17 protein-coding genes are annotated in these 23,156 nt (G+C 62.4%); 3 read left to right on the forward strand and 14 right to left on the reverse strand.

The genetic code is table 11. The annotated features are described in order from the left end of the window. Positions 1 to 4: 4 nt before the first annotated feature. The 12 genes from LPW11_RS04170 to LPW11_RS04225 all read right to left on the reverse strand — a co-directional run bounded on the left by LPW11_RS04170 (position 5) and on the right by LPW11_RS04225 (position 17,648). Positions 5 to 1,807 carry a hypothetical protein gene (locus tag LPW11_RS04170; protein ID WP_230996876.1) on the reverse strand — a complete coding sequence of 601 codons (1,803 nt, stop codon included), beginning with the start codon at positions 1,805 to 1,807 and terminating at the stop codon, positions 5 to 7. Positions 1,808 to 1,838: 31 nt separating this feature from the next. Next, entirely contained in the window at positions 1,839 to 2,531 is a 693-nt protein-coding gene (locus LPW11_RS04175) for a cytochrome C (protein ID WP_230996877.1), read from the reverse strand. Between the two features lie 15 nt (positions 2,532 to 2,546). Further along, complete coding sequence (locus LPW11_RS04180) at positions 2,547 to 3,806, reverse strand: hypothetical protein (protein ID WP_230996878.1); 1,260 nt, start codon at positions 3,804 to 3,806, stop codon at positions 2,547 to 2,549. A 446-nt stretch (positions 3,807 to 4,252) separates the two neighbouring features. After that, complete coding sequence (glpK, locus tag LPW11_RS04185; protein WP_230996879.1) at positions 4,253 to 5,743, reverse strand: glycerol kinase GlpK; 1,491 nt, start codon at positions 5,741 to 5,743, stop codon at positions 4,253 to 4,255. A gap of 173 nt (positions 5,744 to 5,916) precedes the next feature. After that, a complete protein-coding gene (locus LPW11_RS04190) occupies positions 5,917 to 6,144 on the reverse strand; it encodes a GSU3473 family protein (protein ID WP_230996880.1) in 228 nt (75 codons plus the stop codon). Positions 6,145 to 6,542: 398 nt separating this feature from the next. Then, positions 6,543 to 8,258: a CxxxxCH/CxxCH domain c-type cytochrome gene (locus LPW11_RS04195; protein ID WP_230996881.1), complete on the reverse strand. Its 1,716-nt coding sequence runs from the start codon at positions 8,256 to 8,258 to the stop codon at positions 6,543 to 6,545. Positions 8,259 to 8,267: 9 nt separating this feature from the next. Beyond that, complete coding sequence (locus LPW11_RS04200; RefSeq protein WP_230996882.1) at positions 8,268 to 8,741, reverse strand: cytochrome C; 474 nt, start codon at positions 8,739 to 8,741, stop codon at positions 8,268 to 8,270. Next, positions 8,738 to 10,075, reverse strand: coding sequence for a hypothetical protein (locus LPW11_RS04205; protein WP_230996883.1), 1,338 nt, complete (start codon positions 10,073 to 10,075; stop codon positions 8,738 to 8,740). The genes LPW11_RS04200 and LPW11_RS04205 overlap by 4 nt, the downstream gene beginning before the upstream one ends. A gap of 336 nt (positions 10,076 to 10,411) precedes the next feature. Continuing rightward, positions 10,412 to 12,436 (reverse strand): cytochrome c3 family protein, encoded by a 2,025-nt coding sequence (locus LPW11_RS04210; RefSeq protein WP_230996884.1) that lies wholly within the window; start codon positions 12,434 to 12,436, stop codon positions 10,412 to 10,414. A gap of 153 nt (positions 12,437 to 12,589) precedes the next feature. Further along, positions 12,590 to 14,752 (reverse strand): hypothetical protein, encoded by a 2,163-nt coding sequence (locus LPW11_RS04215; RefSeq protein WP_230996885.1) that lies wholly within the window; start codon positions 14,750 to 14,752, stop codon positions 12,590 to 12,592. A 93-nt stretch (positions 14,753 to 14,845) separates the two neighbouring features. Beyond that, positions 14,846 to 15,766, reverse strand: coding sequence for a carboxypeptidase regulatory-like domain-containing protein (locus tag LPW11_RS04220; protein WP_230996886.1), 921 nt, complete (start codon positions 15,764 to 15,766; stop codon positions 14,846 to 14,848). 712 nt (positions 15,767 to 16,478) lie between these two features. Next, the gene (locus LPW11_RS04225; RefSeq protein WP_230996887.1) at positions 16,479 to 17,648 is read right to left on the reverse strand and encodes an MFS transporter; all 1,170 of its coding nucleotides are present in this window, start codon (positions 17,646 to 17,648) and stop codon (positions 16,479 to 16,481) included. A 498-nt stretch (positions 17,649 to 18,146) separates the two neighbouring features. On the opposite strand from LPW11_RS04225, the gene proC reads away from it, so the two are divergent. Next, complete coding sequence (gene proC, locus LPW11_RS04230; protein WP_230996888.1) at positions 18,147 to 18,959, forward strand: pyrroline-5-carboxylate reductase; 813 nt, start codon at positions 18,147 to 18,149, stop codon at positions 18,957 to 18,959. Continuing rightward, the gene (locus LPW11_RS04235; protein WP_230996889.1) at positions 18,956 to 19,240 is read left to right on the forward strand and encodes an acylphosphatase; all 285 of its coding nucleotides are present in this window, start codon (positions 18,956 to 18,958) and stop codon (positions 19,238 to 19,240) included. The genes proC and LPW11_RS04235 overlap by 4 nt, the downstream gene beginning before the upstream one ends. Positions 19,241 to 19,415: 175 nt before the next feature. On the opposite strand, the gene LPW11_RS04240 is transcribed toward LPW11_RS04235, so the two are convergent. After that, positions 19,416 to 20,741, reverse strand: coding sequence for a radical SAM protein (locus tag LPW11_RS04240; RefSeq protein ID WP_230996890.1), 1,326 nt, complete (start codon positions 20,739 to 20,741; stop codon positions 19,416 to 19,418). A 190-nt stretch (positions 20,742 to 20,931) separates the two neighbouring features. Here LPW11_RS04240 and LPW11_RS04245 point away from each other — a divergent pair, with 190 nt between their 5' ends. Further along, positions 20,932 to 22,608 carry a B12-binding domain-containing radical SAM protein gene (locus tag LPW11_RS04245; protein WP_230996891.1) on the forward strand — a complete coding sequence of 559 codons (1,677 nt, stop codon included), beginning with the start codon at positions 20,932 to 20,934 and terminating at the stop codon, positions 22,606 to 22,608. Positions 22,609 to 22,882: 274 nt separating this feature from the next. Here LPW11_RS04245 and LPW11_RS04250 read toward each other — a convergent pair whose 3' ends face one another. Next, the gene (locus tag LPW11_RS04250) at positions 22,883 to 23,101 is read right to left on the reverse strand and encodes a hypothetical protein (RefSeq protein WP_230996892.1); all 219 of its coding nucleotides are present in this window, start codon (positions 23,099 to 23,101) and stop codon (positions 22,883 to 22,885) included. Between the last annotated feature and the right edge of the window lie 55 nt (positions 23,102 to 23,156).

Consider the following 23,156-nt stretch of genomic DNA (forward strand, 5'->3'; position numbering starts at 1 on the left):
AGTGCTACGGGCGTTCCACGGGCGCCCATGCGCCGGTGGCGCGGCTGAAGTTGATCAGGAACGTCATGCTCTCGCTGGTGCCCGGGGCGAGGGCGGAGAGGGTGGCGTCGGTGAAGGCGGTGGCACCCTTGGTGAAGTGCGCCGGGTCTACGGCCTGCGCCGTCGCGCCTGCCGAGAGGTTGATGATCCCGTCATCCAGCCAGTCGATGCTGTCGTACAGGAGCCGCCTCATGTAGGTACGCGCGTGCAGGAAGGAGTTCGGCTCGCGGTAGCCCACCATGATGTTGAACATCGCGCCCCTCAGCCTTCTCATCTCCGTCTCGCCACCAGGAACCGTGAATGTCGTCCAGTTGATGGCCTGACCGGTGCTCTTCACCCTGAAGGCTGCCTCCTGCGGCTCCTCGATGTCGGCAAGCTGCACGGTGATGTCGTACTTTGTCTCCAGGAGTTTCACCGCGACGCCGAGGGTGTTCTGCATAAGCTCGCGGTTTGCATCGACGAATACGCTCATGAAGTTGGAGGCGGTGAGCGGCGTTCCGAGCTCCGAAGTATGGCAGTTCACGCAGACCGCGTTGAAGGTTTCCCCGGTGATGTTCCAGGTGTGGCCGGCGGTGGTCCCGGGGGCCATGTGGCACGTGACGCAGGGGCCTCTGCTGTCGAGCTTGCCCGGAGGCAGGTTGTCGAAGCCGGTGATGGCCGGAGTCCCGATCTGGCGGTGGAAGCTGGTGAGGCCGCCGCCATCGTCAGAGGCGATGAGGCTCCTGCCATAGGTAGAGGTCCCTATCGGAGCGGTGAGGGTGGTGAAGTTGATGAAGCCTATCTTCGCGTACATCGTACCTGCTGCCGGATAGTAGTGCGGGTCGGTGGTGATGGTGCGGTTGGTGGTGGTGTTCTGCGGCAGGCCGTTCACCGCCGCGCCGACACGTCCTTCACGTCCGCCGTGGCAGGGGATGCAGAGCTGGGTGTCGCCGATTCCGGTGGGGAAGCGCTTGCTGACACCCGGGAACCGGACGTACGGGGTGGAGTACGTCACGAAAGTCGGCGGGGTGAAACCGGCCGCAGCGTTCGCCGGCCTCGTGTCGGAAGAAAGCCTCTGCCAGCTGTAATCGGTGTGGCAGCCGTTGCACCCGACGACTTCCAGTGCGGAGCTGTAGGTTCCGAGGACTGCTGCAGTTGCGACCCTCTGGCCGTTCAGGACGTAGTACCTGTTGCCGGTGCCGGTGTGGCAGCGACCACAGGGGTTGCGGTCGATAAAGACCTCTTCGGAGAAGGCCTCGTCAGTGAAGCGGCCGTGCCCGGACTGTGCAAACTGCCTGTTCACCGGCAAAAGGGTGGTGACGTCGTGCGGGTTGTGGCAGCCGTTGCAGCCGTTGGAGTGCTGCCCCTGGACCGGGTTCGCCAGGGAGCGGTTGATCTGGTTCAGGCCAAAGCCCATGTACGACGCCGTCCTGTTGGAGAAGTGGGCCCGCTGGGTGGCGAAGGCGACAGTGTTGGAGTGGCACTGGATACAGGTCAGGCTGTTTGGCAGCGGCGGGATCGACCCGTTTTGCGGGTGCCCGTCGACGTGGTGACAGTCGTCGCACCCGGCCCCGCCGTCGGCAGAGGCGTGGGCTGAGCGCTGCCACTCCTGGAAAATGTTGTTGCCGGTGACCGTGGAGGTGTTCCCGTTGTGGCACCCGATGCAGGCCTGGGAAGCGACGACCTGTGGCGGCTGCGTGGAAGTCTCACGGTTGTCGCTGCCGCACCCCCACAGGGAAAGGACAGCGGCCAACCCCATAAAATACGCAAGTACTCTGGCTTTTTTCATTCCTTTTTCCTCCTGTTAGATTGGCTTTGCTCTAGTGGCATATCCTGCAGGTCTTGTCGCTTCTGGCCTTGAAGTTCCCAGCCTTGAACTCCTTCGGATGAGGGTTGATCCTCGCGGTGGAGTTCTTCGAGCTGTGGCACCGGAGGCAGACGTCCCCTTCGGGGTGGCAGCTCTGGCACGACTGGAGGTTACGTCTCGCCTCCGTGGCGTGGTCGTTCGTCCATACGTAGTTCTGGGTGATCCCCCCCGCCTGCGTGCCGCGCGGCATGTGCGACTTGATCCTCATGAAGCCGCGAGGGAAGCGCGCATGGCAGGCATCGCAGTAGTTGCGGTCGTGGCAGCGGTAGCAGGTCTGCGGGTTGTCCAGGGCCTTTATGGGGTGCTCGTTCACGAAATCCGCGCGGTGGCTCCTCGGCACGTAGTCGCGCCTGTAGTTCTCAATGGTCAGGTCCGCGCTGATCCCACCCCCCTGGTGGCAATCGAGGCAGTACGCCTGGGTGTGGCAGTCGGCGCAGGTGTGACCGGCATTGCTCGCAAAGGTGCGGTGATTGCGAACCCAGTCGGCGGTGTGGTTGGGCGCCACCCCTTCCGTCTTGTGACAGTCGTTGCACTCGGTGATCTTCATCTCCGCGTACTCCTTGTGCGACTGTCTCACCGCCAACGCCTGCCCAGCGTACATGGCCAGCATGGCTAAGATCAAAACGACAAACGGCAGTCTCTTCACAGTGACACCCCCTTTCTAAAAGTCATAGTCAAGGACGACGCGCCCGGACCAGTTGCTCTCGTAGCGAATGTTGACGTCATCCTGCAGTCGGGCTGACACCGCCATGTTCTTCGCCAGCTTCGCCTTCCCGCCGAACCAGTACTGGCGGGCGATCTCCTCCCCTGTCGACTCCTGACGCTGGTACACGTCCCAGTTGAAGCCCGCGGCGAGCTGGAACTGCTTGTTTATGTCGAAGAGCGCGTCGACGAGGACGCCGGTGATGCTCCCGTAATAGCCGGTCCGCTGGTCGAACTCCACGTTGAGCTGCAGCGGCGCGACCGGATGGACTCCGACGCCGGCGAGGTACACGTTGGCGGTCGCCCCTTCGCCGAACCACTCCCTGGTGTATCCGCCGTGCACGGTGAAGATGTCGTTGAAGGTGTAGTCGACGCGGAACACCGCTTCCTGGTACTGGTCGACCGCGAAGACGGAGTAGATGGAGGTGGTGTCGAAGGCGGGAAAGCTCTCATAATACTCGCCGGTAAAGACGAGGTTCGACAGCGGGTAGTACTTGATTCCCCCCTGCACCTCGTTGAAGCTCTCCGTCACGAGGTCGTAGCGGGCGTTGCCGTACAGCTTCAGGTTGTTCAGAAGGTACTGCGTCAAGGTACCGCCCAGCACGTCGCGGATGATCTCGTCCTGGTGCATCCTCCTGAACCAGCTGAACTCGGCCTGGGTATTGCGGAAGAACTTGGGCGGGTCCTTCAGGGCGAGGGCCACCCCCGCCCCCATCGCCGTGTCCGTTATGTTGCCGAACTCCCCGTCCAGGCTGAAGCGGACGTCGTGCCCTCCCATGACGGTGAAGACGAGAGGAACCGGGCCCAGATTCTTCACGTCCGCCAGAAAGCCGTCGATGATCGCGCTCCCGGCGGCATAGTTGACCCACTGGCGGCCGATCCGCAGATCGAGCCTGTTGTCGAAGAGGTCGCGCAGGTCGCCATACAGGTAGTAGAGGCGGCCGTTGAGCCCCTGGCCGGACGTGAAGTCCTGGGAGCCCCGTCCGTACCCGTAGATGGAGAACTTGCCGGCCTTGTCGATGTTGGTGATACCGAGCCTCAGGTACTCCGCCAACTCGACGCTGGTCTCATTTCCGTTGTGAATCCCGTTGTTCAGCAGATCATTCTCGTACCAGATCAGTTGTGTGGAGCTTCTGCCGTGAATTTCCGCGGCTTGTGCCCAGGAAGCACAGAGCAAGGGAAACATCAAAAGCAGGCCCAGAACCTTTTTGACCCCCATTAATCGGACCCTCCTTTCCAAAGTAGTGACGGAACCGTGGCTGACAGTCCGTGCAGCCTCGCGTGCCGGGTTAACACCGCAAACAGCAGCGACGTCGCAGGCTCTCAAGAATGTCCCTGTGCATCTGCATGTCCTCCTTAGAATTGGTATTCCTCCCCTGGGGCGGGAAGCCCAGGGGAAAGGGTTTACTATTCCGGCTGACACGACACAGATTCAGAGCAGACAAAGACATTACAAGCCGGCACTTCTTTTAAAAGAAGGGTACTTATAGAAGATTGTGGTGATTATTTGATCGTGCGGGGAATTGAAGAAGTCGGCGGGACTCTGGATTCCCCTCCCTGGTGCAAGTCAATGCAGGTGATGCCGATGATCCTGTGCATTACTACTTGTGATGCTTGTCTTTTCTAACATGGCTTTGACAAATATCAAGGAAGCAGAACGTTTTTCTAAGCCAATCGATCCCACCCCAGTGCCAGATCGACCGCTCGATGCCAGCCGCTGCACAGCTTCTCCCTGCGACGAGCATCCATGGCGGGTATGAAGCGCCGGTCGAGCGCCCACTGCCGCGCCACCCCCTCCAGGTCGAGCACGCCCCCCCCTATCCCCGCCAGAAGTGCGGCGCCGAGAGCCGTCGTCTCCGTGCATGCCGGGCGCAGAACAGGGGTATCGAGCAGGTCGCTTTGCAGCTCCAGCAGGAGATCGTTCGCCGCCGCCCCTCCGTCGACCCGGAGCTCCCGCAGCTGGACGCCGCTCCCCCGCTCCATGGCGCCGATGGCGTCGCGGGTCTGGTACGCGATCGCCTCCAGCGCCGCGCGCGCCAGGTGCCCCCTGGAGGTGCCCCGGGTGAGTCCGCAGATGACCCCCCTGGCGAAGGGGTCCCAGTAGGGGGCTCCCATTCCGGTGAGGGCGGGGACGAAGTAGACCCCGCCGGTGTCGGGGACGCTTCTGGCGAGCGCCTCGCTCTCCGCGGCGCTGGCCAGAAGCCCCAGGCCGTCCCGCAGCCACTGCACGGCGGCTCCCGCAATGAAGATCGACCCCTCCAGTGCATAGCACACCCCCTCGCGGGGGAGTTGCCACGCCACGGTGGTGAGGACCCCGTCGGCGAGAGCGGCGCACTGGCCGGTGTTCATGACCACAAAGGCGCCGGTGCCGTACGTTACCTTCGCCATTCCGGGGGCGAGGCACGCCTGCCCGAAGAGGGCGGCCTGCTGGTCCCCCGCCACGCCGGTGATCGGTATGGCGGTTCCGAGGAGAGCGGGGTCGGTCTCCCCGAAGGGGGCGCCGCTCGGGAGGACCTCGGGGAGGATCTCGCGCGGGATCCGGAAGAGGCGCAGGAGGTCGTCGTCCCAGGAAAGGGTGTGGATGTTGAAGAGAAGGGTCCGGCTTGCGTTGGAGACGTCGGTGACGTGCCTGCGTCCGCCGGTGAGGCGGTAAATGAGGAAGGAATCGACGGTTCCGAAGCAGAGCTCCCCGCGGGCAGCACGCTCCCGTGCCCCGTCCACGTTGTCCAGGAGCCAGGAGAGCTTGCTTGCGGAGAAATAGGGGTCGAGCAGAAGCCCCGTCTTGTCACGGACCAGAGGCTCCGTCCCCTCCCTGCGCAGGCGCTGGGTGAAGTCGGCGGTGCGGCGGTCCTGCCAGACGAGCGCACGGTATAGCGGCCGCCCCCCTTCGCGCTCCCAGAGAAGGACCGTCTCCCGCTGGTTGGTGATGCCGATGGCGGCGATCTTTTTCTGCTCCGCCCCCGCGAAGGCGAGGACCTCCCTGAGGGTGAGGAGCTGGCTCTCCCAGAGCTCCTCCGGATCGTGTTCCACGAGCCCCGGAACGGGGTAGTGCTGGGGGAATTCCCGCTGTGCCGTGCGGACCGCCTTTCCGGCGGAGTCGAAGAGGGTCGTCCTGCTGCTGGTGGTCCCCTGGTCGATAGCGAGAAGGTGCGGCATACGGTTCTCCTTTCGGGGCCGCGCCAGTCAGACCAGTCAGACCAGTCAGACCAGTCAGACCAGTCGGCCGGAACGCCCCTCCCTGAAAAAAAAGCGAGACGTGCCGGGGGCACGTCTCAACAGAGGGAACCAGAAAGTCGATTATGGGAAGAAGGAGAAAGGGAGGCACAGCCTCAGCTGTAGCGAGGCCCTGCCTTGGTAGATTCGCTGGCGATGTCCGACCATCGCCTGCCGAGCCCCTCGTACGGCTCCTGCCCTTCCCTGATGGGGTCGGTGCCGATGCGGACCCATCCGTCGGACCGACAGAAGGCGGAGATCTCGTCTGTCTTGATCAGTTTTTCTATCTCGGAAGCACGTACCAGCCCGGTTTCGCCATCACAGTACACGACCCTAATTAGCATGACGCCCCCCTATCATTAACTCCACGCTAATATTTCGCAGCCAAGCTTAACAACTTTTCAAACGCCTGCAATGCGTGCTGCAAAGAAAAGTGTAGCCCGGAATAAGCGCCGGCGTTTCCGGCGACTCATGCACCGCAGCGCCGGGAACGCCTCCGGCTTATCCCGGCCTACATCATGGACGGCAGAGGGATTGATGAAAGGAATACCGGGGCGCCAGCGGCAGGAAGGTCCCCCTCCCTTGACGGGAGGGGGTCAGGGGGTGGATGAAGCTGTCCCTCCCCCGCAAGGGGTGAGGGGACGGTCCGACCGTCTCTCTGCGCAGGCGTGTCAAAAGGAAAAAGGAATGCCCCTCCCGGCAACAGGAGGGGCATTCCTTTTTCAGCTATGACCTGGCCTGCCTAGCGCCAGAGGGAGGTCGGGGGGACGACGGTATGGCAGACGACTCCGCTGCAGCGGGCCAGGTTCTTGTCGTAGCCGCCGGTGATCTTCGCGGATACGACCGTGTTGCCGGGGGCCTCGAAGCCGGGGGAGGCCAGACCCGAGAAGTGGTTCGTCTCCGTCATGGTGTGGCACTCGGTGCAGGCGTACCCCGCAGTGATATGGAACTGGTGCAGGTTCACCGCCGGTGTGACCTGGTTGTACAGACCGGAGTAGTAACTGTTGAACTGCGGGGTCTGCGGAGTGTTACCCGAGTTCCCCTGCTCGTGGCACTTGTCGCACTCAGCCACGTTGAGGGTGCCGGTCCAGGCCGGGGTCTTGTGCGTCACCGGATCCCCCCCTCCGTGGCAGCGCACGTTGGAGCAGGTCTTGTCGGAGTTGAGCCCGAAGGTTCCTGTCTTGCCCCAGTACCCCGCGGAGGCGACGTTCACCGTGCCGTTGGCGTGCAGCGCCCGCCCGAGGCTCGTGGTGGCGTCGACGCCGCCGCCGGTGTGGCACGCGTCGCAGGTCACACCCGGAAGGGCGAGGTGCTTCGCGTGAGCCCCGGAGGTGGGCGTCGCGACATGGCACGATGCGCATCCCCTCGGCGTTGCTACCGGGCTGCTGACGTGGCAGCTGATCCCGAACTTCGCGGAAGCGGAGAGGCAGGAGGGTGCGTTCCCCTTCGCCCCTATCCCGTCGAGAGCCGCGCCGTGGCACATGGTGCACGAGGTGGTGAGCTGCGCTACCGGGACCGTGGCGTGGCTCGTGGTGTTCGGCACCCCCCCCGGTTTCGGGATCTCGCTGGAGCTTCCGGCGCGAGCCGGGAGCCACGGGGTCGGGTGGGCGGTGTACGCAGCATGGCACGTCTCACAGCCGTTGGACATGTTGTTCGTCCCGAGGTTAAAGCGGGCGCCGGAGCCGGCGTGGCACGACCTGCAGGTGGCGATCCCGAGCTCGGGGGAGTTTTTCCCGGCGGCATCGGCCCCGTGCTGCCCCCCCTGCATGTAGGCGACCCCCTTCACGTGCGGCGGCGCGACGTTCCCGCCGTGGCACATGGTGTTGTTGAAACAGTCCGGAGTCGGAGCGGCCGGGCTGGAGGGGAGCGGAGTCGAGGCAAGCACCGCCCCGTAGTTACTCCCCCCCGCGTGGCACTGGAAGCAGAGCGCCGCGTTCGCCGGCGAGGTGGTGGCATGGGTAAGCCCCCCGCCGATCCACGGCTTCGCCGGGTGCGGAGCGCTGGTGTGACAGGAATAGCACGATACCGCCTTCCCTGCCCCACCCTTCAGGTCGGAGCCGTGACAGGTGGCACAGTAGGCAAAGCCGGTGGAAAGACCGGGGGCGCCCATGGCGCCGGCTTTTCCGTGCATCGTCGGGTTCGCCCAGTTCTCCGGGTGCCCGAGGCGGGTGGCGTGGCACTGCATCCCGTTGGCGAGCTGTGCCGTGAAGCAGCTCACCTTGGAGATCCCCCCCTTGAGGTCGCTGCCGTGACATTCGGTGCACGAAGAGGTTGCTCCCCCCGCGATGGACGTCTTGTATGCCGAATAGTGGCTGGTCACCCAGTCCGCAGGGTGATTGCCGTTGTAGTCGGTCACCACCGGTGCGCTGCTGCTGTTGTTCCCGCTGCTGCAGGCGAAGAGGAGCGCGGTTGCACACAGCACGGTCATCTTTGTTAACCAGGAAGTCAGGCTAGACATGTACCTCTCCTATCGGTGGCAGGTTACGCACCGCTCGTTGTTGGCTCTGCCGTGGCAACGGAAGCAGCTCGCAGGATCGACCTTCCCCTCGATCTTGTGGATCGTCAGGTAGTCGCCGCGGTGCGGCATCATCCGGTCCGGCCTGAAGGCGTTCTTGAGGGACGGCTTCAGCTCCGTCTGGTTCGTGTGGCAGTCGGCGCAGAAGGAAACCTTGTGGCAGCTGGCACAGAGCACGTCGTTGCCGCTGGAGGCGTAGAAGCGGTGATTGGCGATGAAGGCACGGCTATGGTTGAAGGCGGAAAACGGCTTCATCGTCCCTTTCTGCTGGTCCTCGTGGCACTCGGTGCAGCTCACCGGCCCGGTGGCCAGCTCCTCGGGGTGGCTGGCCGGCAGGTTCGGGAGCGCCTTCAACTGGGCGCAGGCAGCAAGGGCAAAGACCAGCCCGGCCAGCAACAGGGCGGTTACGGTCTGGGAGCGTCTCATTTCGTGTCTCCTTTTGCGGCTGTTTTCATGGTGTAGGTGAGGCGCAGCAGCCCCTTGAACTCGTCTGTGTACTGCGGGTTGCTGCCGTAGCTTACATCGCCGGAAATGGCGAGCGCAGGGGTGAAGTGGTACCCGACCGATCCGGTCGCCTCCCAGGCGGCGTCACGCCCCTTCACGTCCTTCTTGAAGAAGTAGCCGATGAGATCGAGCGCGGTGAAGTAGCTCTTCGTGTCGCGCATGGCGTAGCCGCGCACCTCGTGGAAGGAGCCGGAAGCGTCCGAGGAGGGGATGATGGCGAAGTCGGGGCTGGTGCGCAGGTAGTGGTAGCCGGCCCCGGCGCGCACCGCATTCTTCGCGTTGGCGTAGCGCACCTCTCCGCCGAAGCGGTCCGCCTTGCCGATGTCGCGGGTGTAGTGCTTGAAGTCGCCCCCCACCTCGACCTGGCTGTTCACCGTGTAGGTCGCGGTGCCGCCGTAGGAGCGGGAGTCCTGGTTCAGGTTGTTCCCGTTCAGAAGCCCCGCAAAAAAGGCCGACGAGTAGAAGAGGTCGCGGTCATGGTAGTCGTTGAACTCGCCCGTCACCACGAGATCCTTCAGCGGCGTCAGCTGCAGGAGGTAGCTCTGCTCGGCGATGCCTGAGGTCTCCGTGTTGTAGCTCGTGCGCCCCATGAGCTGCACCATGCGGTGCGGAGAGAGCCAGATGTCCCCCCCCACGAGGCGGTGGTCGCCGAAGCGCCCTGCATAGGCGGTGGAGGTGAGGGTGGGGGCCTTCGTCTCGTACACGCCGGCGAGGCCGAGTTCCAGGAGCCCGCCGTAGCGGTAGTTGACGCGCCCGCCGAAGACCGCGTCACCCTTCCCGTCGGTGCTCTCCCCGGGGATGTCGGTGGTGTGCACCGTGGCGCCGCCGAAGGTGGAGAGGCCGAAGCCGTACGGAAGGTCGGTGCGGGCGCTCACGCCGTCGACCTGCTCGTTGACGATCCCCTCGTGCACGAAGAAGCGGCCGGCGCGCGCCTGGGCGTTGGCCGCCTTGAAGCGGTACTGCGCGTAGCCGTAGGTGAGGTTTCCATCCGCCTGCTGGTTGTTGTAGCTCTTCTCGGCGAGATCGACCCGCCCCCAGCCGTAGAAGTGCAGGGAGAGGTCCCCCCCGTGCAGGCCGTTTACGTCCAGCCCCAAAAACTGCAGTGCGGGGGCGAACTCCTTCGTGTCATATCCGGCGCGGCTGTCCTGGAAGAGGCGAAAGACGGTCGTCGAGTCGACGGTGGTCTCCGCGACCGCGGCGGCGGGGAAGGCCAGGAGCGATACGGTTGTAAAGAGGCGTGTCAGTACTTTTTTCATGGGATCTCTCCAGTCCTCGAGCTGTCAGGCGATGTCTCTTTTTGCTGCTATCCTGAAACCGCCCCCGCTTTCGCAGGGGAGTGTTGTAGGCACATTTGGAGGTACGGCGGTGAAACGTGCTGCGTCCGGCTTTTCGATCATTGGTGCGACAGATAGTGCAGGATCTTTCCGGGTGATGCCTTGGGGGAGGCGGCGCCGTTTACCGGCACCTTTGAAAAAATTCCCCCTCCCCTGCGGGAGGGGGCAAGGAGAGAGCGCCCCGGAGTGGCGGCGCTTCCCGAAAATCTGCCGGAAGTCCCCCCGCCCCTTGCGGGACGGGGGGTATCCGGGTTGCGATTACTTCCTGACGTACCCGCCGGTGACTGCGCTGGTGAGGTACGACTTGAGAACGGTGATGCTCACGTTTGCACCGACCTGACCCGGGTAGCTGACCGGGCGAGCGGTGGAGTAAGCGGTGAAGTTGATGACGCCGTTCTGGGTCGGGGAGATGACGGAGCGATCACCCTCGGTGCCGTTCTGGAGGTAGATGAGGGAGTCGGCGATGAGTGCGCGGCCGAATTTACGGTTGTGCACGAAGGAGCCCTTCTCCGCCTTCAGGAGCTTCAGGTTCATGGCTGCACCCATGGTCTTCTGGGAGTTGACCACGTTGTTGCCGACCGGGGTGTTCCAGGCGGTGAAGGCGGTGTTGGTGCCGCCGGTCACGTACGGAGCGGTGAAGAAGTACGGGTTGTTGGCGTCGTTGTAGTAGATGTTGTACTGCTGGAGCTGCCAGGTCAGGAAGTCGAACATACGATCCCAGACTTCCTTCTCTTCCTCGACGAAGGCCTCCATGGACATGTCGGTGCCGGTGTGGCAGCCGTAGCAGCCCCTGGTGTTGACGGAGGTGCCGAAGGTCGCTTTTGCGGTCTCAACAGCGCCGAAGGTGTGGGTGTTCTTCGGGCCGAGGTGGCAAGACACGCACTGACCTTTGTTGCCGGAGTCGTAGATCACGCCGGAAGCCTTGACGGTGGCGCTGGTGGTGGTGGTGTAGTTGTCGATGCCGAGTTTGCCGTGGCTCCAGTTAGCGGTGCGGCCGATCTTGCCGGCAGCGCCGTAGGTGTTGTAGCGGACGCCGGAGGTGTAGAACTGGAAGCCGCCCTTGCCGTAGAAGACTGCCGCTGCAGCGAGGTAGTGCGGGTTCTTGAAGCTGCTGGTGCCGGTGGTGGTGACGGTTGCCCTGATGGAGTCGCCGTTCTCGCGGGAAGCGTGGCACGGAATGCACACGTTGGACTCGCCGACGTCAGCGAAGGTCATGATTGCCTTGGCGCCTGCGCCGTAGCCGCCCATGCCGGCCTTGTAGCCGCCTGCGATGGTGCGGATGCCGCCGTTTTTGAAGTCGTTGCTGGCGTGGCAGGCGTTGCAGGCGGCAACTTCCTTGCCGGAGCCGGTGGAGCTCAGCTTGGTGGTGTCGTTCCAGTTGTTGTCAAGCGCCTTCAGGAAGCCGGTGGTGGTGTGGCAGGCGTTGCAGGTGTCCCTGGTGGTGAAGTCGTAGTGAGCCCATGCGGCGCCGTTCACGTCACCGTGGCCGGAAGCGGCCCAGTCCTTGCGCTCCTGGAAGCCGATACCCTTGATCGGATTGTGGGACTGGTGGCAGGCGTTGCAGTTGGTGTTGGTGCCGTTCAGCCAGCGTGCCGGGGTATCGTTGCCGATGGAGGCAGCGTTCTGGTGCTTGGCACCGAGGGTTGTGTGGCAGCTGAAGCACTTGCCGCTGGCAACCGGGTTGGTGTCGTTGTGGTTTGCGCCGTGGCAGCCGACGCAGCCGGTGGAGCTGTCGTTGGTGTAGTGTGCGGACGCTTTGAAATCTGCGATCAGGTTCCTGCCGGAGAACTTGTCGGAGACGGTCTCGTGGCAGGAGAGGCACGGAGCGTCAGCGGTCCTCGTGTGCGGCTGCACCATGGAGATCGTGCCGACGTTCTTGTTCTCGCCGGAAGCGAGGTCGATCCCGAAAGCGGAACCTTCATAGAGGACGGCGCCGGTGGAATCGAGTGCGAGGGCGGTCAGGGTGAGGTTCTTGCCGGCATAGATGCCGTCAACCTGGCCGGAGGTTGCCCCGCCGGAGACGTCGAAGTCTTTCTTCACGGCAGGAATGGTGGAACCGGTGACAGCGAGGCGGAGTTTTGCCACGCCGGCGGGTGCGGCAAGAGCCCTTGCCCCGGAACCGCTCGTAGTAGTCCCCCACTGCAGGTTAGCTGCGAGGGAGGCGTTGCCGACTCCGGAGGGGGAACCGGTGACGCTGCTGCTGTTTGCGCCGCAGCCAGTGACTGCGAGCAGGAACATGACGATCAGCAGGTTTTTCAGCTTACAGATGCCAGCTTTTTTCATCTTGCTACTCTCCTTTACTCTTTGTTTGCCGACTGAAATTTCATAACTTCCGCTTCTATTGCAATCGATGACCTTCCTTGAGCTAAGCCCTCCTTTGCTTATTTTTTTCACTCCAGTCACTCGTTTTGTTGCGCTGACAGTTTCACCCTGCCCCTAGAAGAGGAGCGTTTCGCCCAAGGGGAAGAAGAGCGCCCCGGTCACGGAGCCGCTCGGGTAGGCAACCGCCCCGGCTATGGTACCGGTCGGGTAGGTCACGCTCCCTACCACGCTCCCGCTCGGGTAGGTTACCGAGGCGATGGCGGTTCCGGTGGGGTAGCGCAGGGTGCCGACGACGGTGCCGCTCGGGTAGGTGAGCCCGCCGATGATGGTGCCGGTCGGGTAGGTCACGCTGCCGATCAGCGTCCCGCCGGGGTAGATGACCCCGCCGGTTACCGTCCCCGTGGGGTAGATCACGCCGCCGATGACGGTGCCGCTCGGGTAGGTGAGACCGGTGGTGACCGCCCCCACCGGGAAGGCGACGCCGCCGACGATCGTCCCTGCCGGATAGGTCACGCCGCCGATGACCACGCCGTTCGGGTAGGTGATGCCGCCGATGACGGTCCCGGTCGGGTAGGTGACCCCGCCGATCACGGTGGCGGTCGGATAGGTCACGCCGCCGATGACCACGCCGCTCGGGTAGCTGATGCCGCCGATGATCGTCCCCGCCGGGTAGGTGACCCCGCCGATGACGGTGCTCACCGGGTAGCTCACCGAGCCGGTGACGATCCCGTTCGGGTAAGTGACCCCGCCGGTGACGGTGCCGCTCGGGTAGCCGGTCCCCACGCTTCCGGATCCGCTGCCGGTCGCGGTGAAGTCCTGGCCGGAGACGTTCGCGCCGTTCACGTCCACCGTCTTGCTCGCCGGGGTGAAGAGGTAGCCGGAGAGGGACGGGGTGATGATGCAGGTGCCGTTCAGGACCGGGATGTTGTAGGTGCCGTCCGTGCCGGTGACCACAGTCCCGGTGCCGGAGCCGCTGATGGTAAGGAGGACGTTGGCGAGTCCGACGCCGTTTGCGGTGATCTTGCCGGTCACGCTGTACACCACCGGAATGGGGTTCGGGTCGACCGGAGTTGCCGCCGGGGTGACCACGCTCGCGTCATTGCTCGGAGCCGAGAGGTTGCGGGAGGCGTCGAAGGCGACGACGCGGTAGAGGTAGCTCGTCTGGGCGGCGACGGTAAGGTCCGAGTATGCTGTGGTCTCCTTCGCCACGGTGTCGATCGCCTCGAAGGGGGCCCCCGCGACGGAGCGGTAGACCGTGTACCCTGCGAGTGCCGTGTCGGTAGAGGCGCTCCATGTGAGGTTCACCTTCGTGGCGATGGTGCTGTTCGCGGCGAGGTTCGCCGGAGCGGTCGGCGCCGTCGTGTCGGTGAGATCGGGGGGGAGCGCCGGTTTCGTCGCGGCACTGGTGATTGCGGTGGTGATGACCTGGCTCGTCGTGTACTCGGGGGGGACGACGCCGGCGAGGGAGACGTTTACCGTGGTGGAGATGGCGGTCTGGATCGCCGTTGCCGCGGAGCCGATACCGGTCGTGGCGATGGAGGTCACAAGGTCCGTCATGGTGACGTTGGAGGTCGTGGCGACGGAGTTGAGCGCCTGCGTCATGACGAGGAGATCCTGCTGCGCCTTCGTGCTGCTGGCGATCTCCAGCTCGTTTTTCGGGGGCGGAGTCTGGGTGAAGTTCTGCCCGAAGAAGGTCTCCATCACGAGAGTCGCCTTCTCGATGTTGTCGGCGCTGAGGCCGGTGGCGGTAAAGCCGGTGGCCACGGTCGCCCCCTGCACGTTCGCCTCGAGGAATTTCACGACCGCCTCGGTGGCGAAGCTCACCATGACCGGCGGGAGAGTCGGCTGGGACACCACCGTCCCCGGGACCGCCGACCTGATCTTCGTGCCGGTGGTGAGGGCAAGGGCTCTGGCGAGCTTGGAGACGAGGGTTGCGGGGGTGATCGTCGCCTCGACGATGACGGACCCGGCATACGCCTCCGGAATCTTTATGGTGTAGCTTCCGTTGGTCCCGCTGAGAACGCTCTCGGGGGCAAGGCTCAGGGGGGTGGTTTCCTGCACGCCGGCGGAGTTAACCGCATAGGCGGTCACCGAGGCGCCGATAACCGGCAGACCGGTGGTGACATCCGAGACGAAACCGGAAATTACTTTCGTGGCGGGAGTCGGTTGTGCGGTCGTCGAAGCCGACCCGCCGTAGTCACCGCACCCGGAGAGAATGAGTGACAAAGAGGCGAGCATCAGAGCTCCAACACAGTACCTTTTCCAGCTAATCCACATACAGGACTCCCTCCTTGCTGCTTCTTGTGTGAAATGCGACGGTCACGTTACGGTCCGCGAAGCGGACGGGGCGCCCCCGGAAGGGGGAGCGGATCACCAGGTGAAGGTGACGCTGCCGGTCGAACCGGCGGTCGATGCTGCCGTGAAATCTGCCACCGTGGCATTGCCGTTCGTAACGGTCACGGTCCGGCTTGCGGGGGTAAAGATGTATCCGTTGATCGCCGGGGTTATGGTGTAGTCGCCGTTCGGGACGTCGGTGAAGCTGAAGTTCCCGGTGGCGTTGGTGATGAGGTTTCCGGAGAGCCCGGACATGCTGGAGATCTGCACGCTGACCCAGCCAAGCCCGCTGCCGTTTAAGGTGACCTTTCCGGAGACGGTGAAGGTCGTCGCCGGCGGGGTGGCAGTCGCCGCGAAATCGGAGACGGTGAGGTCGGCATTGCTCACGGTAACGGTCCGGCTGAGCGGGGAGAAGGTGTAACCGGAAAGGACCGGGGTGACGGTGCACAGGCCGTTGGGCACGCCGCTGAAGGAATAGTTGCCGCTGCCGTCCGTGACCGTGCTCGCGCTTTTCGCGCCGGCGATGGTTACGGCAACTCCGGGAAGCGCGGTACCGCCGACGGTGACCTTGCCCGATACGGTAAAGGAGGTTGCAGCCGCCGTTGCGCTGAAGTTCTGCGGTACGGAGAGGTTCCCACCCGACACGGTGATCGTCTGGCTGGCGGGGGCGAAGGTGTAGCCGGCAAGAGCGGGGGTAATGGTATAGGTGCCGTCGGCGACACCCCCCTGGAAGATGCCGGAAGCATCGGTAGTCGCCGTGGAGACGGCGCTTCCCTGCGCTATGGTGACGGTTACGCCGGAAAGGCCGGAGCCGTTGAGAATCGTCCTGCCGGAAATGGTAAAGGTGGAGGGGGCCGCAGGCGTTGCCGTACCGCCGCCGCCACCGCCGCCGCACCCGGCAACGAGGAGGGAGAGTATCAGCAGCACGACTGCCGCCACATTTCTTTTGATAGACATCGTTTCGTAGCTCCTTGCTGTGCCCGCTGGGCCGGAAAGCGTGGTACTGCGCAAGTCGAGCTGGCAACCTATCAGGTGCATCAGCTTCTCCGGGTCCAGGTGGCTCGATTTGTCTGCTCGGCCTGTTTTTATCCAACAACTGCTACTACTATTTATCTGTTCCTCATCTGAGGTATGGGAGAATACTTAAAGGAAGGGAGGTGCATTGCATTAATTCATTCCAATTGCTCACGCGCAGAAATAGGTCTGCACGTGGTGTTTACACACTCCTCGGAGAGCGGGGCGGATACTTTAGAAAAAAAATGACTTAGGACAAGTTTTTCGCCAATTTGAGAGAAATATAATCATTGAGAGGAAGAGGACCTGAGGAAGTCATCGGCCGGCTCCGAAGAAAGATAATCATTTTAATATTACGGTTACCTTAATTTGTTACATAGTGAGACCACAGAGCCGTGAGGACGAGCATGAGCCTCTGAGACATCATTTCGGCTAGTTGAAAGAGTGGGATGTGCTGGAGCAACTTCTTGAAATGAGCTGGAGGAAATTAAGAAGAGGGTGGTTATTGTCAGGCGATGGAAAGTGGGCGGCAGGCAATGAAGCTACCGCAGCTGCGAGCTCGAGGGAAGGATGAAGAGGTCACCATTTTGACATGATGCAGGTTCGCGGGAGCAGCGGGGGGAGATTCTGAAGGGGCTTTTCCCCCGCGCCGGGATCAGGAGACCCTTTCCGGAGGGCGTACCAGCGCCAGCAGGAGCACAGCAGCGACAGCCGCGAGCCCCGCGCCGAAGAGGAATGCAGCCACGCCGCCGGCGCGCTGCCAGATAAATCCAAAGATCATGCTCGCAGGCAGTGCCCCTACTCCGATGGCGAAGTTGTACCAGCCGAAGGTCGCCCCGCGGAGTGCGGGATCGGCCATGTCGGCCATGAATGCCTTCTCCACACCCTCGGTTAGGCCGTAGAAGACGCCATAGAACGCGAAGAGCAACCACACCTGCAATTCGTTGGTGGCGAAAGCGAATCCGAGATAGGAAAGGGCATAGACGCACCACCCGGCCACGATGACGCCCCGGCGGCCGACCCGGTCGGAGAGCATGCCGAAAGGCATGGTGCACAGCATCTTCACCAGGTGAAAGTACGCCCACAGGAGGGGGATCCGCGAGGCGGGCACCCCGAGCGTCCCCGCCCGCAGGAGAAGGAAGGCGTCGGAAGAGTTCCCGAGGGTGAAAAGGAGGAGGATGAGGAGATAGGTCCTCACCGGCCCGGCGGGGAGGACGCCGAGGCGGAAGACGCTCGACTTCTTCTCCGCGCGCGGCACCTCGGTGACCTTGAAGATGATGAGAAGGACGGCGAGGATGCCAGGGATGCCGGCGAGCCAGAAGACCAGGCGCAGGTTGTTGGGAGCGAACCAGGTTAGGATGACGGTGGCGACAAGAGGACCGAGAAGCGCGCCCGCGTGGTCCATGGAGCGGTGAAAGCCGTACGCCTTCCCCCTGAAGGACGCCTCCACGGAATCCGCGATGAGTGCGTCCCTCGGGGAGGTGCGCACCCCCTTGCCGATGCGATCTGCGGAGCGAATCAGGAGAACTGCAAAAGGAGAAGTGGCAAGGCCGATGAGGGGGCGCATGATCGCCGACAGCGAATAGCCGAAAAGTACCAGACCCTTGCGCTGCGGGACCTTGTCCGAGAGGACGCCGGAGTAGAGCTTGAGAAAGGACGCAGTGGACTCCGCCACCCCCTCGATCACCCCGAGGAATGCCGGACCGGCGCTGAGTACCGTGGTGAGAAAGACGGGGAGCAAGGGGTAGATCATCTCGCTCGAGACGTCCGTGAAAAAGCTCACCAGCCCGAAGATGAGGACATTGCCGGTAATCCCGCTGAACATGTGACTCCTCCTTCTGGCAAGAGTCTATCGGACAAAAGGGCCCCCGCAATGGCACGCCCCCTTTTTTCGCGCTCGCGAGAGCCCTCTGGACGCGGCTTTGCGCCCCCTCCACCGGCGGGCGCCGGGGAGAAGATAGTCAAAGCTGATCCGTCGGCAGCGCGTCCCTCCCCTTTCAAGGGGGAGGACAGGAGGGGGATGGGGTTGGCAGGCAACCGACCTCTACCCCATCCCCACCCTGTCCCTCCCCTTGAAAGGGAGGGGACATTCGAGTTCTTGCTCTGCTAAAGGAAAGGCATATGCATGATTTCCACTCTATACATAGGGCTCCCCCGGAATCCTCATATAATTTCAGGGTAAGCCTGGTAGCTGCCGAGCTTCGCACGTGCCCCACCTCCACCTCCCCGTCCACCTGCACCGGCGCAATTATATTGACTTTCCACCCTGAATTTATTACTGAAATAATGAATGATTTATTGAATAAAATTTGGGGGATACGGGATGCTAAAGGAAAAGCAGACAGGGTTCATCGGCGGCGGCAACATGGCTGAGGCCATCATCAAGGGGCTCCTGTCCGGAGGGGTGCCGGCGGGGGATCTGACCGTTTCCGAGCCGTCTGCGGAGCGCCGCAACTACCTCGCCGAGCGCTACTCGGTGCGCACCGTCAACGACAACATCGGGCTGTGCGAGAAGTGCGATACCATTATCATGGCGGTGAAGCCCCAGGTTGCCGGCACCGTCCTGAAGGGGATCTCCGAATCCTTTTCCACCGAGAAGCTCCTCATCACCATCATGGCAGGGGTAAAGTGCGCGGCCATCGAGTCGGCTCTTCCCATAGGCGCACGCGTCGTCCGGGTCATGCCGAACACCCCGGCCCTCGTGCTGCAGGGGGCAGCCGCCATCGCACGCGGCTCCCAGGCAACCGACCACGACCTGGCGCTGACCAGGCACATCTTTGAGCTCGTCGGATCCGCCTGTGTCGTGGAGGAAAAACTTCTTGATGCGGTGACCGGCGTCTCCGGCAGCGGCCCCGCCTACGTCTTCACCTTCATCGAGGCCCTTTCCGACGCCGGCGTAAAGAACGGCCTCACCCGTGAAGTCGCCACCGCGCTGGCGGTGCAGACGGTGTACGGCTCCGCAAAGCTCCTCATGGAGACCCGGGAGCACCCCGCGGTCCTGAAGGGGCATGTCGCGTCGCCCGGTGGAACAACCATCGCGGCGATGCATTCTCTCGACAAGGACGGTTTCCGCGCAGCGGTTATGAATGCCGTAGACGTGTGCGTGGCGAAATCGATCGAACTGGGGCAAAAGTGAAACTGAGGGTAATGGTTACCATACGCGGGCGGGTCCAGGGAGTCGGATTCCGCTACCAGTGCGCCGAGGAGGCAGCACTGCACAATGTCAGCGGGTGGGTGAAAAACCTGCCGGACGATTCGGTGCGGGGGTGCTTCGAGGGGGAAGAGGAAGATGTCCTCGACCTGGTCCAGTGGTGCAGGAAGGGACCTCGGGGAGCCTGGGTGGAAGAGTTGAAGGTAGAGGAAAGGGAGTACACCGGAGAATTTTCCGGTTTCAGCATACGGCACGGCGGCGAATAGTTGTCGCCACAGGTGAAACAAAAAGGCGTTGTCCGCAGATTACGCAGATTTCGCAGATAAAAAACAGGGGAAGCAAAGAGGCATTACGACAGCCACTTTGTCTTCCCCTTTATTTTTAACGACTCGCAATCTGCGTAAGTCTGCGTAATCTGCGGACAGAGGTTTGGCTAGGCACTCACTCGATCGGCCACCCCTTCTCATACCCTTCCGGATAGAACTTCTCCCGGGTCCTGTTGAAGTAGCCATACTGGATCTTCGGAAACTCCTTCTTGATCGTCTCCAGCAGGCGGTACATTCCTATGCCGCGCGCCTCTATTCCCATCCTGTCGTTGTAGAAGGCGGGGTCGATGGAGAGGTTACGCATCTGCAGCATGTCCACTCCTGTCTCCCCGATGAAGCGAAGAAGCGCTTCCACTTCTGCCGGGCTGTCCGTGACACCGGGTGAGACGAGGTAGTTGATCATGGTGAAGAGCCCGCGCTCCTTGGCGGTCTTAACCGATTGCACGACGTCGGCGAAGCGGTAACCGTTGGGACGGTAGTAGCGGTTGTACAGATTCTCCTGCACGGAGTTCATGGAGAAGCGCATGGAGTCCATCCCCGCATCGCAGAGCATGCGGATCCTCTCCGGCATCGACCCGTTGGAGTTGAAGTTGACCGTCCCGCGGGAAGCCTCTCTCTTCAGCCGCCTCGTTGCCTCCGCCACCGTCTCGGCCTGCATTATCGGATCCCCCTCGCACCCCTGCCCGTAGGAGACGATCGGTTCCGGCGCCTCATTGAGGTGGGGGAGCATGAGCTCCACGATCTCCTCAGGTGTGGGGACAAACGGTATTCTCTCGTGGTTGGACGGGCAGCAGTCCGACGGCTGCAGGCTGATGCAGCCAAGGCAGCGGGAGTTGCACACCGGCGAGGTGGGAATGGGCGCTTCCCAGCGGCGGAAGAACAGGTTCTTCGCCGCAAAGCAGTGGTAGTCGACAGCGCAGCGGGCCAGTTGCTCCAGAAGCCTGTTCTTGGGGAAGAGCGCCGCCATCTTGCGCACCAGCGGATCGAGCTTGCGGTCGTCGTAATTCTTCGGCAGCCAGTTTTCATTCGCATCGACGCGCGACGCAGCCACCACAAAGCGCTCGGTCTCCTCATCCCAGCCAACAGCGGTGTACGACCAAAGCGGGAGGTGAACCTTCTTCTTGCTGTAGTCGCACGCCGGAAGGAGCGTACGCATGTACCCCGGAGCCATAAAGGCGGAAACCGCCTGCACCGGAATGCTGCGCCGGCCGTCCTTTACCCGCTCCACCGTCTCAAACGAGCGTTTCCTGGCATCCCAGGCGATCGGAGGGGTATTCGGAATGGTGAACAGCCGGCTGTCGTCAGGGAGCGGAATCAGTTCAACCGACTCCGGCAGCACCGCTTCATTGCCGCTCATCCCTGCCATGGTGAGATACGGGTGATCGAAAATATTGCCTCGGGAGTCGGCGTAGAGGAGTTTGGGGAGGGCTCTCTTTTTCATGTGATGTAGTCCTGAAGCAAAAGTCCCCCGCCAGCACAGTCGTGATGGAGAGGGCCGCTGCTACAGTAGCAAAAAAGGCGAGCGCAAACAAGGCCGCGTGTCATGGCAGGAAGACGCCGCGAAATGGCTCTGAAATTGGTGAAGCCGTGTACCTTGCTAATAGCAGCCGCTATCGGCTACAATCGCCGCCATGAAAATCGTTCTGGTAACGCTGCACGCAAAATATGTCCACGCATCCCTTGCCCTCCCCTGCCTTGCCGCCGCCTGCCGCGACCTCGAAAAGGTCGACTGCCGCATCATGGAGCTCACAGTCAACGAGCAGCAGGACCGCCTTCTGACGCGACTTGTCGCCGCCGAAACCGATGTCATTCTCTTTTCCTGCTACATCTGGAACATGGAGCTGACGCTGAAGATCGCCTCGGACCTGAAGCAGGTCGCGCCGGAAACTTTCGTCGTACTGGGGGGCCCCGAGGCATCGTATGGCGCCTTCGAGATCATGGAGCGAAACGCCGGGATCGACTGCATCGTGCGTGGCGAGGGCGAGGTCACCTGCCGGGAGCTGTTGCAGGCATTGCGCGACGGCACGCCGCTGGAGGGGGTAGAGGGGATCACCTACCGGGAAGACGGCGACATTGTAGCCAATCCGGAGCGGGAACTGATAGCACGGCTCGATACCATCCCCTCCCCTTTCGCGGCCGGACTCGTTGACCTGCAAAAGCCCCTCGTGTACCTGGAGACCTCGCGCGGCTGCCCCTTTTCCTGCGCGTTCTGCATGTCCGCCATGCAGGAGGGCGTCCGCACCTTCGGTATGGACCGGATAAAGAGCGATCTGCGCCTTTTGCTGGAGGCAGGGGTACCGACGGTGAAGTTTGTCGACCGCACCTTCAACTACGATGCGGTGAGAAGCGAGGAGATCTGGAATTTCATCCTGAAGGAAAACAGGAAGAGCTCCTTTCACTTCGAGATCGCGGCACAACTTCTGAACGAGCCCCTTCTGGCGCTTCTGCGTCAGGTGCCGCCCGATACCTTCCGTTTCGAGATAGGGGTGCAGTCGACCGGGGAGGACACCTTGAGCCGGGTCGGGAGACGCTCGGATCTGGAGAAGCTCTTTGCCAATGTGCAAAGACTTTTGCAGGAGACCGCGGTGACGGTGCATCTCGATCTCGTCGCCGGCCTGCCGGGGGAAACCTTCCCCGCCTTTCTCGGCTCGCTGCAGAAGCTGATCGATCTCCATCCGCACCACATCCAGGTCGAGGTGCTCAAGGTGCTGAAGGGGACTCCGATGCGGGGGATATCGCGGGAAGAGAAGTACCGCTACTCGGAAGCGGCGCCGTACAAGGTGCTGCAGACCCCGTGGCTAACCTTCCAGGAGATTCGCCGCATCGAAGGGATCTCCCGGCTCGTCGACCAGTTGTACAACAGCGAAAGGTTTGCCGCCTCACTGAAGGTGTTTGGCGAGGCGATGCCGCTTGCACAGTTTTTTGCCGCGGCAGCGGACTTTTTCGAAGAAGAGGGAAACGGCGGCCTGATCTCCCTTTCCGGTCTTTTCGATACGCTCTGGCGCTTCGGCAAAGAGGTGCTGGACGACAGGCAAAGAGAGCGGCTGCAGGATGCATTATGCTTCGACTACTGCCTTACCGGCTATCCCGGCGGCAACCTCCCCTCCTTCTTCCCATCGCGACCGGCACAGAAAAAGAAGGTGGCAGCGGCCGAGCCCGCACGAAGCGGCGAGCGGGTGCGCTACTTCCAGTGGACTTTCGAAAGGGATTACCGGGAGACGCCGTGGCGCGAAGAGGCGACCGAGCTGACCTTCATCTACCGCTCGGCTCCAGGAGAAGGGTTAAAGGTCGAAACAGCTGAGACATAGCGAGCATCTGCAATGCAACAGGAAAGGAGGCGGAGGTACTGGCGCAGGAGGAATTACTGTTTCAGCACGACCCTTTTCCGGATCCGCGAGGGTATGGTTTCGTCCGCATAATAGAGGTCAGCCGATATGAGGCACCCGTGGCGGGAAACGAAAACAGACAGCTCGTTGATTGTGCACGGAATCCAGGAATCCCGGAGAAGGGATTGCACTGAGCGATGTGTCTGAGGTGCATGCTCTTCTACTACATGCACCTCCGCATCATAATGAGTGTCCATCACTGAGGGGAGAGTTTCTGGGATGCTCTGGGGTGAACGAGCCGGTGAACGAAGGAATGGGCGGCCATGCACACGCCGGCGACCTGGATGGCAAGGACCGTGAAGGACATCGTGGAAACGTAGGCTACCAATGCTACGCCGGAGAAAACTATCATAATCGGCGCCAGAAGGATCCCCAACCAGGCAGGCATTTTGAACTTCGTCTTAGTCTGTGTCATTTTTTAGCTCCTTTACTGTATTTGACCCCTGTGTGTTTATCACAACCTCGACTCT

It is taken from the genome of Geomonas sp. RF6 (assembly GCF_021044625.1).
Classification (GTDB): Bacteria; Desulfobacterota; Desulfuromonadia; order Geobacterales; family Geobacteraceae; genus RF6.

Excerpts from the sequence above, each read along its gene's own strand:
- LPW11_RS04245 (WP_230996891.1), top strand. The coding sequence starts at position 20,932 with ATGAAAATCGTTCTGGTAACGCTGCACGCAAAATATGTCCACGCATCC.
- LPW11_RS04240 (WP_230996890.1), bottom strand. The coding sequence starts at position 20,741 with ATGAAAAAGAGAGCCCTCCCCAAACTCCTCTACGCCGACTCCCGAGGC.
- LPW11_RS04250 (WP_230996892.1), bottom strand. The coding sequence starts at position 23,101 with ATGACACAGACTAAGACGAAGTTCAAAATGCCTGCCTGGTTGGGGATC.
- LPW11_RS04195 (WP_230996881.1), bottom strand. The coding sequence starts at position 8,258 with ATGTCTAGCCTGACTTCCTGGTTAACAAAGATGACCGTGCTGTGTGCA.
- LPW11_RS04190 (WP_230996880.1), bottom strand. The coding sequence starts at position 6,144 with ATGCTAATTAGGGTCGTGTACTGTGATGGCGAAACCGGGCTGGTACGT.
- LPW11_RS04170 (WP_230996876.1), bottom strand. The coding sequence starts at position 1,807 with ATGAAAAAAGCCAGAGTACTTGCGTATTTTATGGGGTTGGCCGCTGTC.
- LPW11_RS04215 (WP_230996885.1), bottom strand. The coding sequence starts at position 14,752 with ATGTGGATTAGCTGGAAAAGGTACTGTGTTGGAGCTCTGATGCTCGCC.
- LPW11_RS04200 (WP_230996882.1), bottom strand. The coding sequence starts at position 8,741 with ATGAGACGCTCCCAGACCGTAACCGCCCTGTTGCTGGCCGGGCTGGTC.
- LPW11_RS04225 (WP_230996887.1), bottom strand. The coding sequence starts at position 17,648 with ATGTTCAGCGGGATTACCGGCAATGTCCTCATCTTCGGGCTGGTGAGC.
- proC (WP_230996888.1), top strand. The coding sequence starts at position 18,147 with ATGCTAAAGGAAAAGCAGACAGGGTTCATCGGCGGCGGCAACATGGCT.
- glpK (WP_230996879.1), bottom strand. The coding sequence starts at position 5,743 with ATGCCGCACCTTCTCGCTATCGACCAGGGGACCACCAGCAGCAGGACG.
- LPW11_RS04180 (WP_230996878.1), bottom strand. The coding sequence starts at position 3,806 with ATGGGGGTCAAAAAGGTTCTGGGCCTGCTTTTGATGTTTCCCTTGCTC.
- LPW11_RS04210 (WP_230996884.1), bottom strand. The coding sequence starts at position 12,436 with ATGAAAAAAGCTGGCATCTGTAAGCTGAAAAACCTGCTGATCGTCATG.
- LPW11_RS04220 (WP_230996886.1), bottom strand. The coding sequence starts at position 15,766 with ATGTCTATCAAAAGAAATGTGGCGGCAGTCGTGCTGCTGATACTCTCC.
- LPW11_RS04205 (WP_230996883.1), bottom strand. The coding sequence starts at position 10,075 with ATGAAAAAAGTACTGACACGCCTCTTTACAACCGTATCGCTCCTGGCC.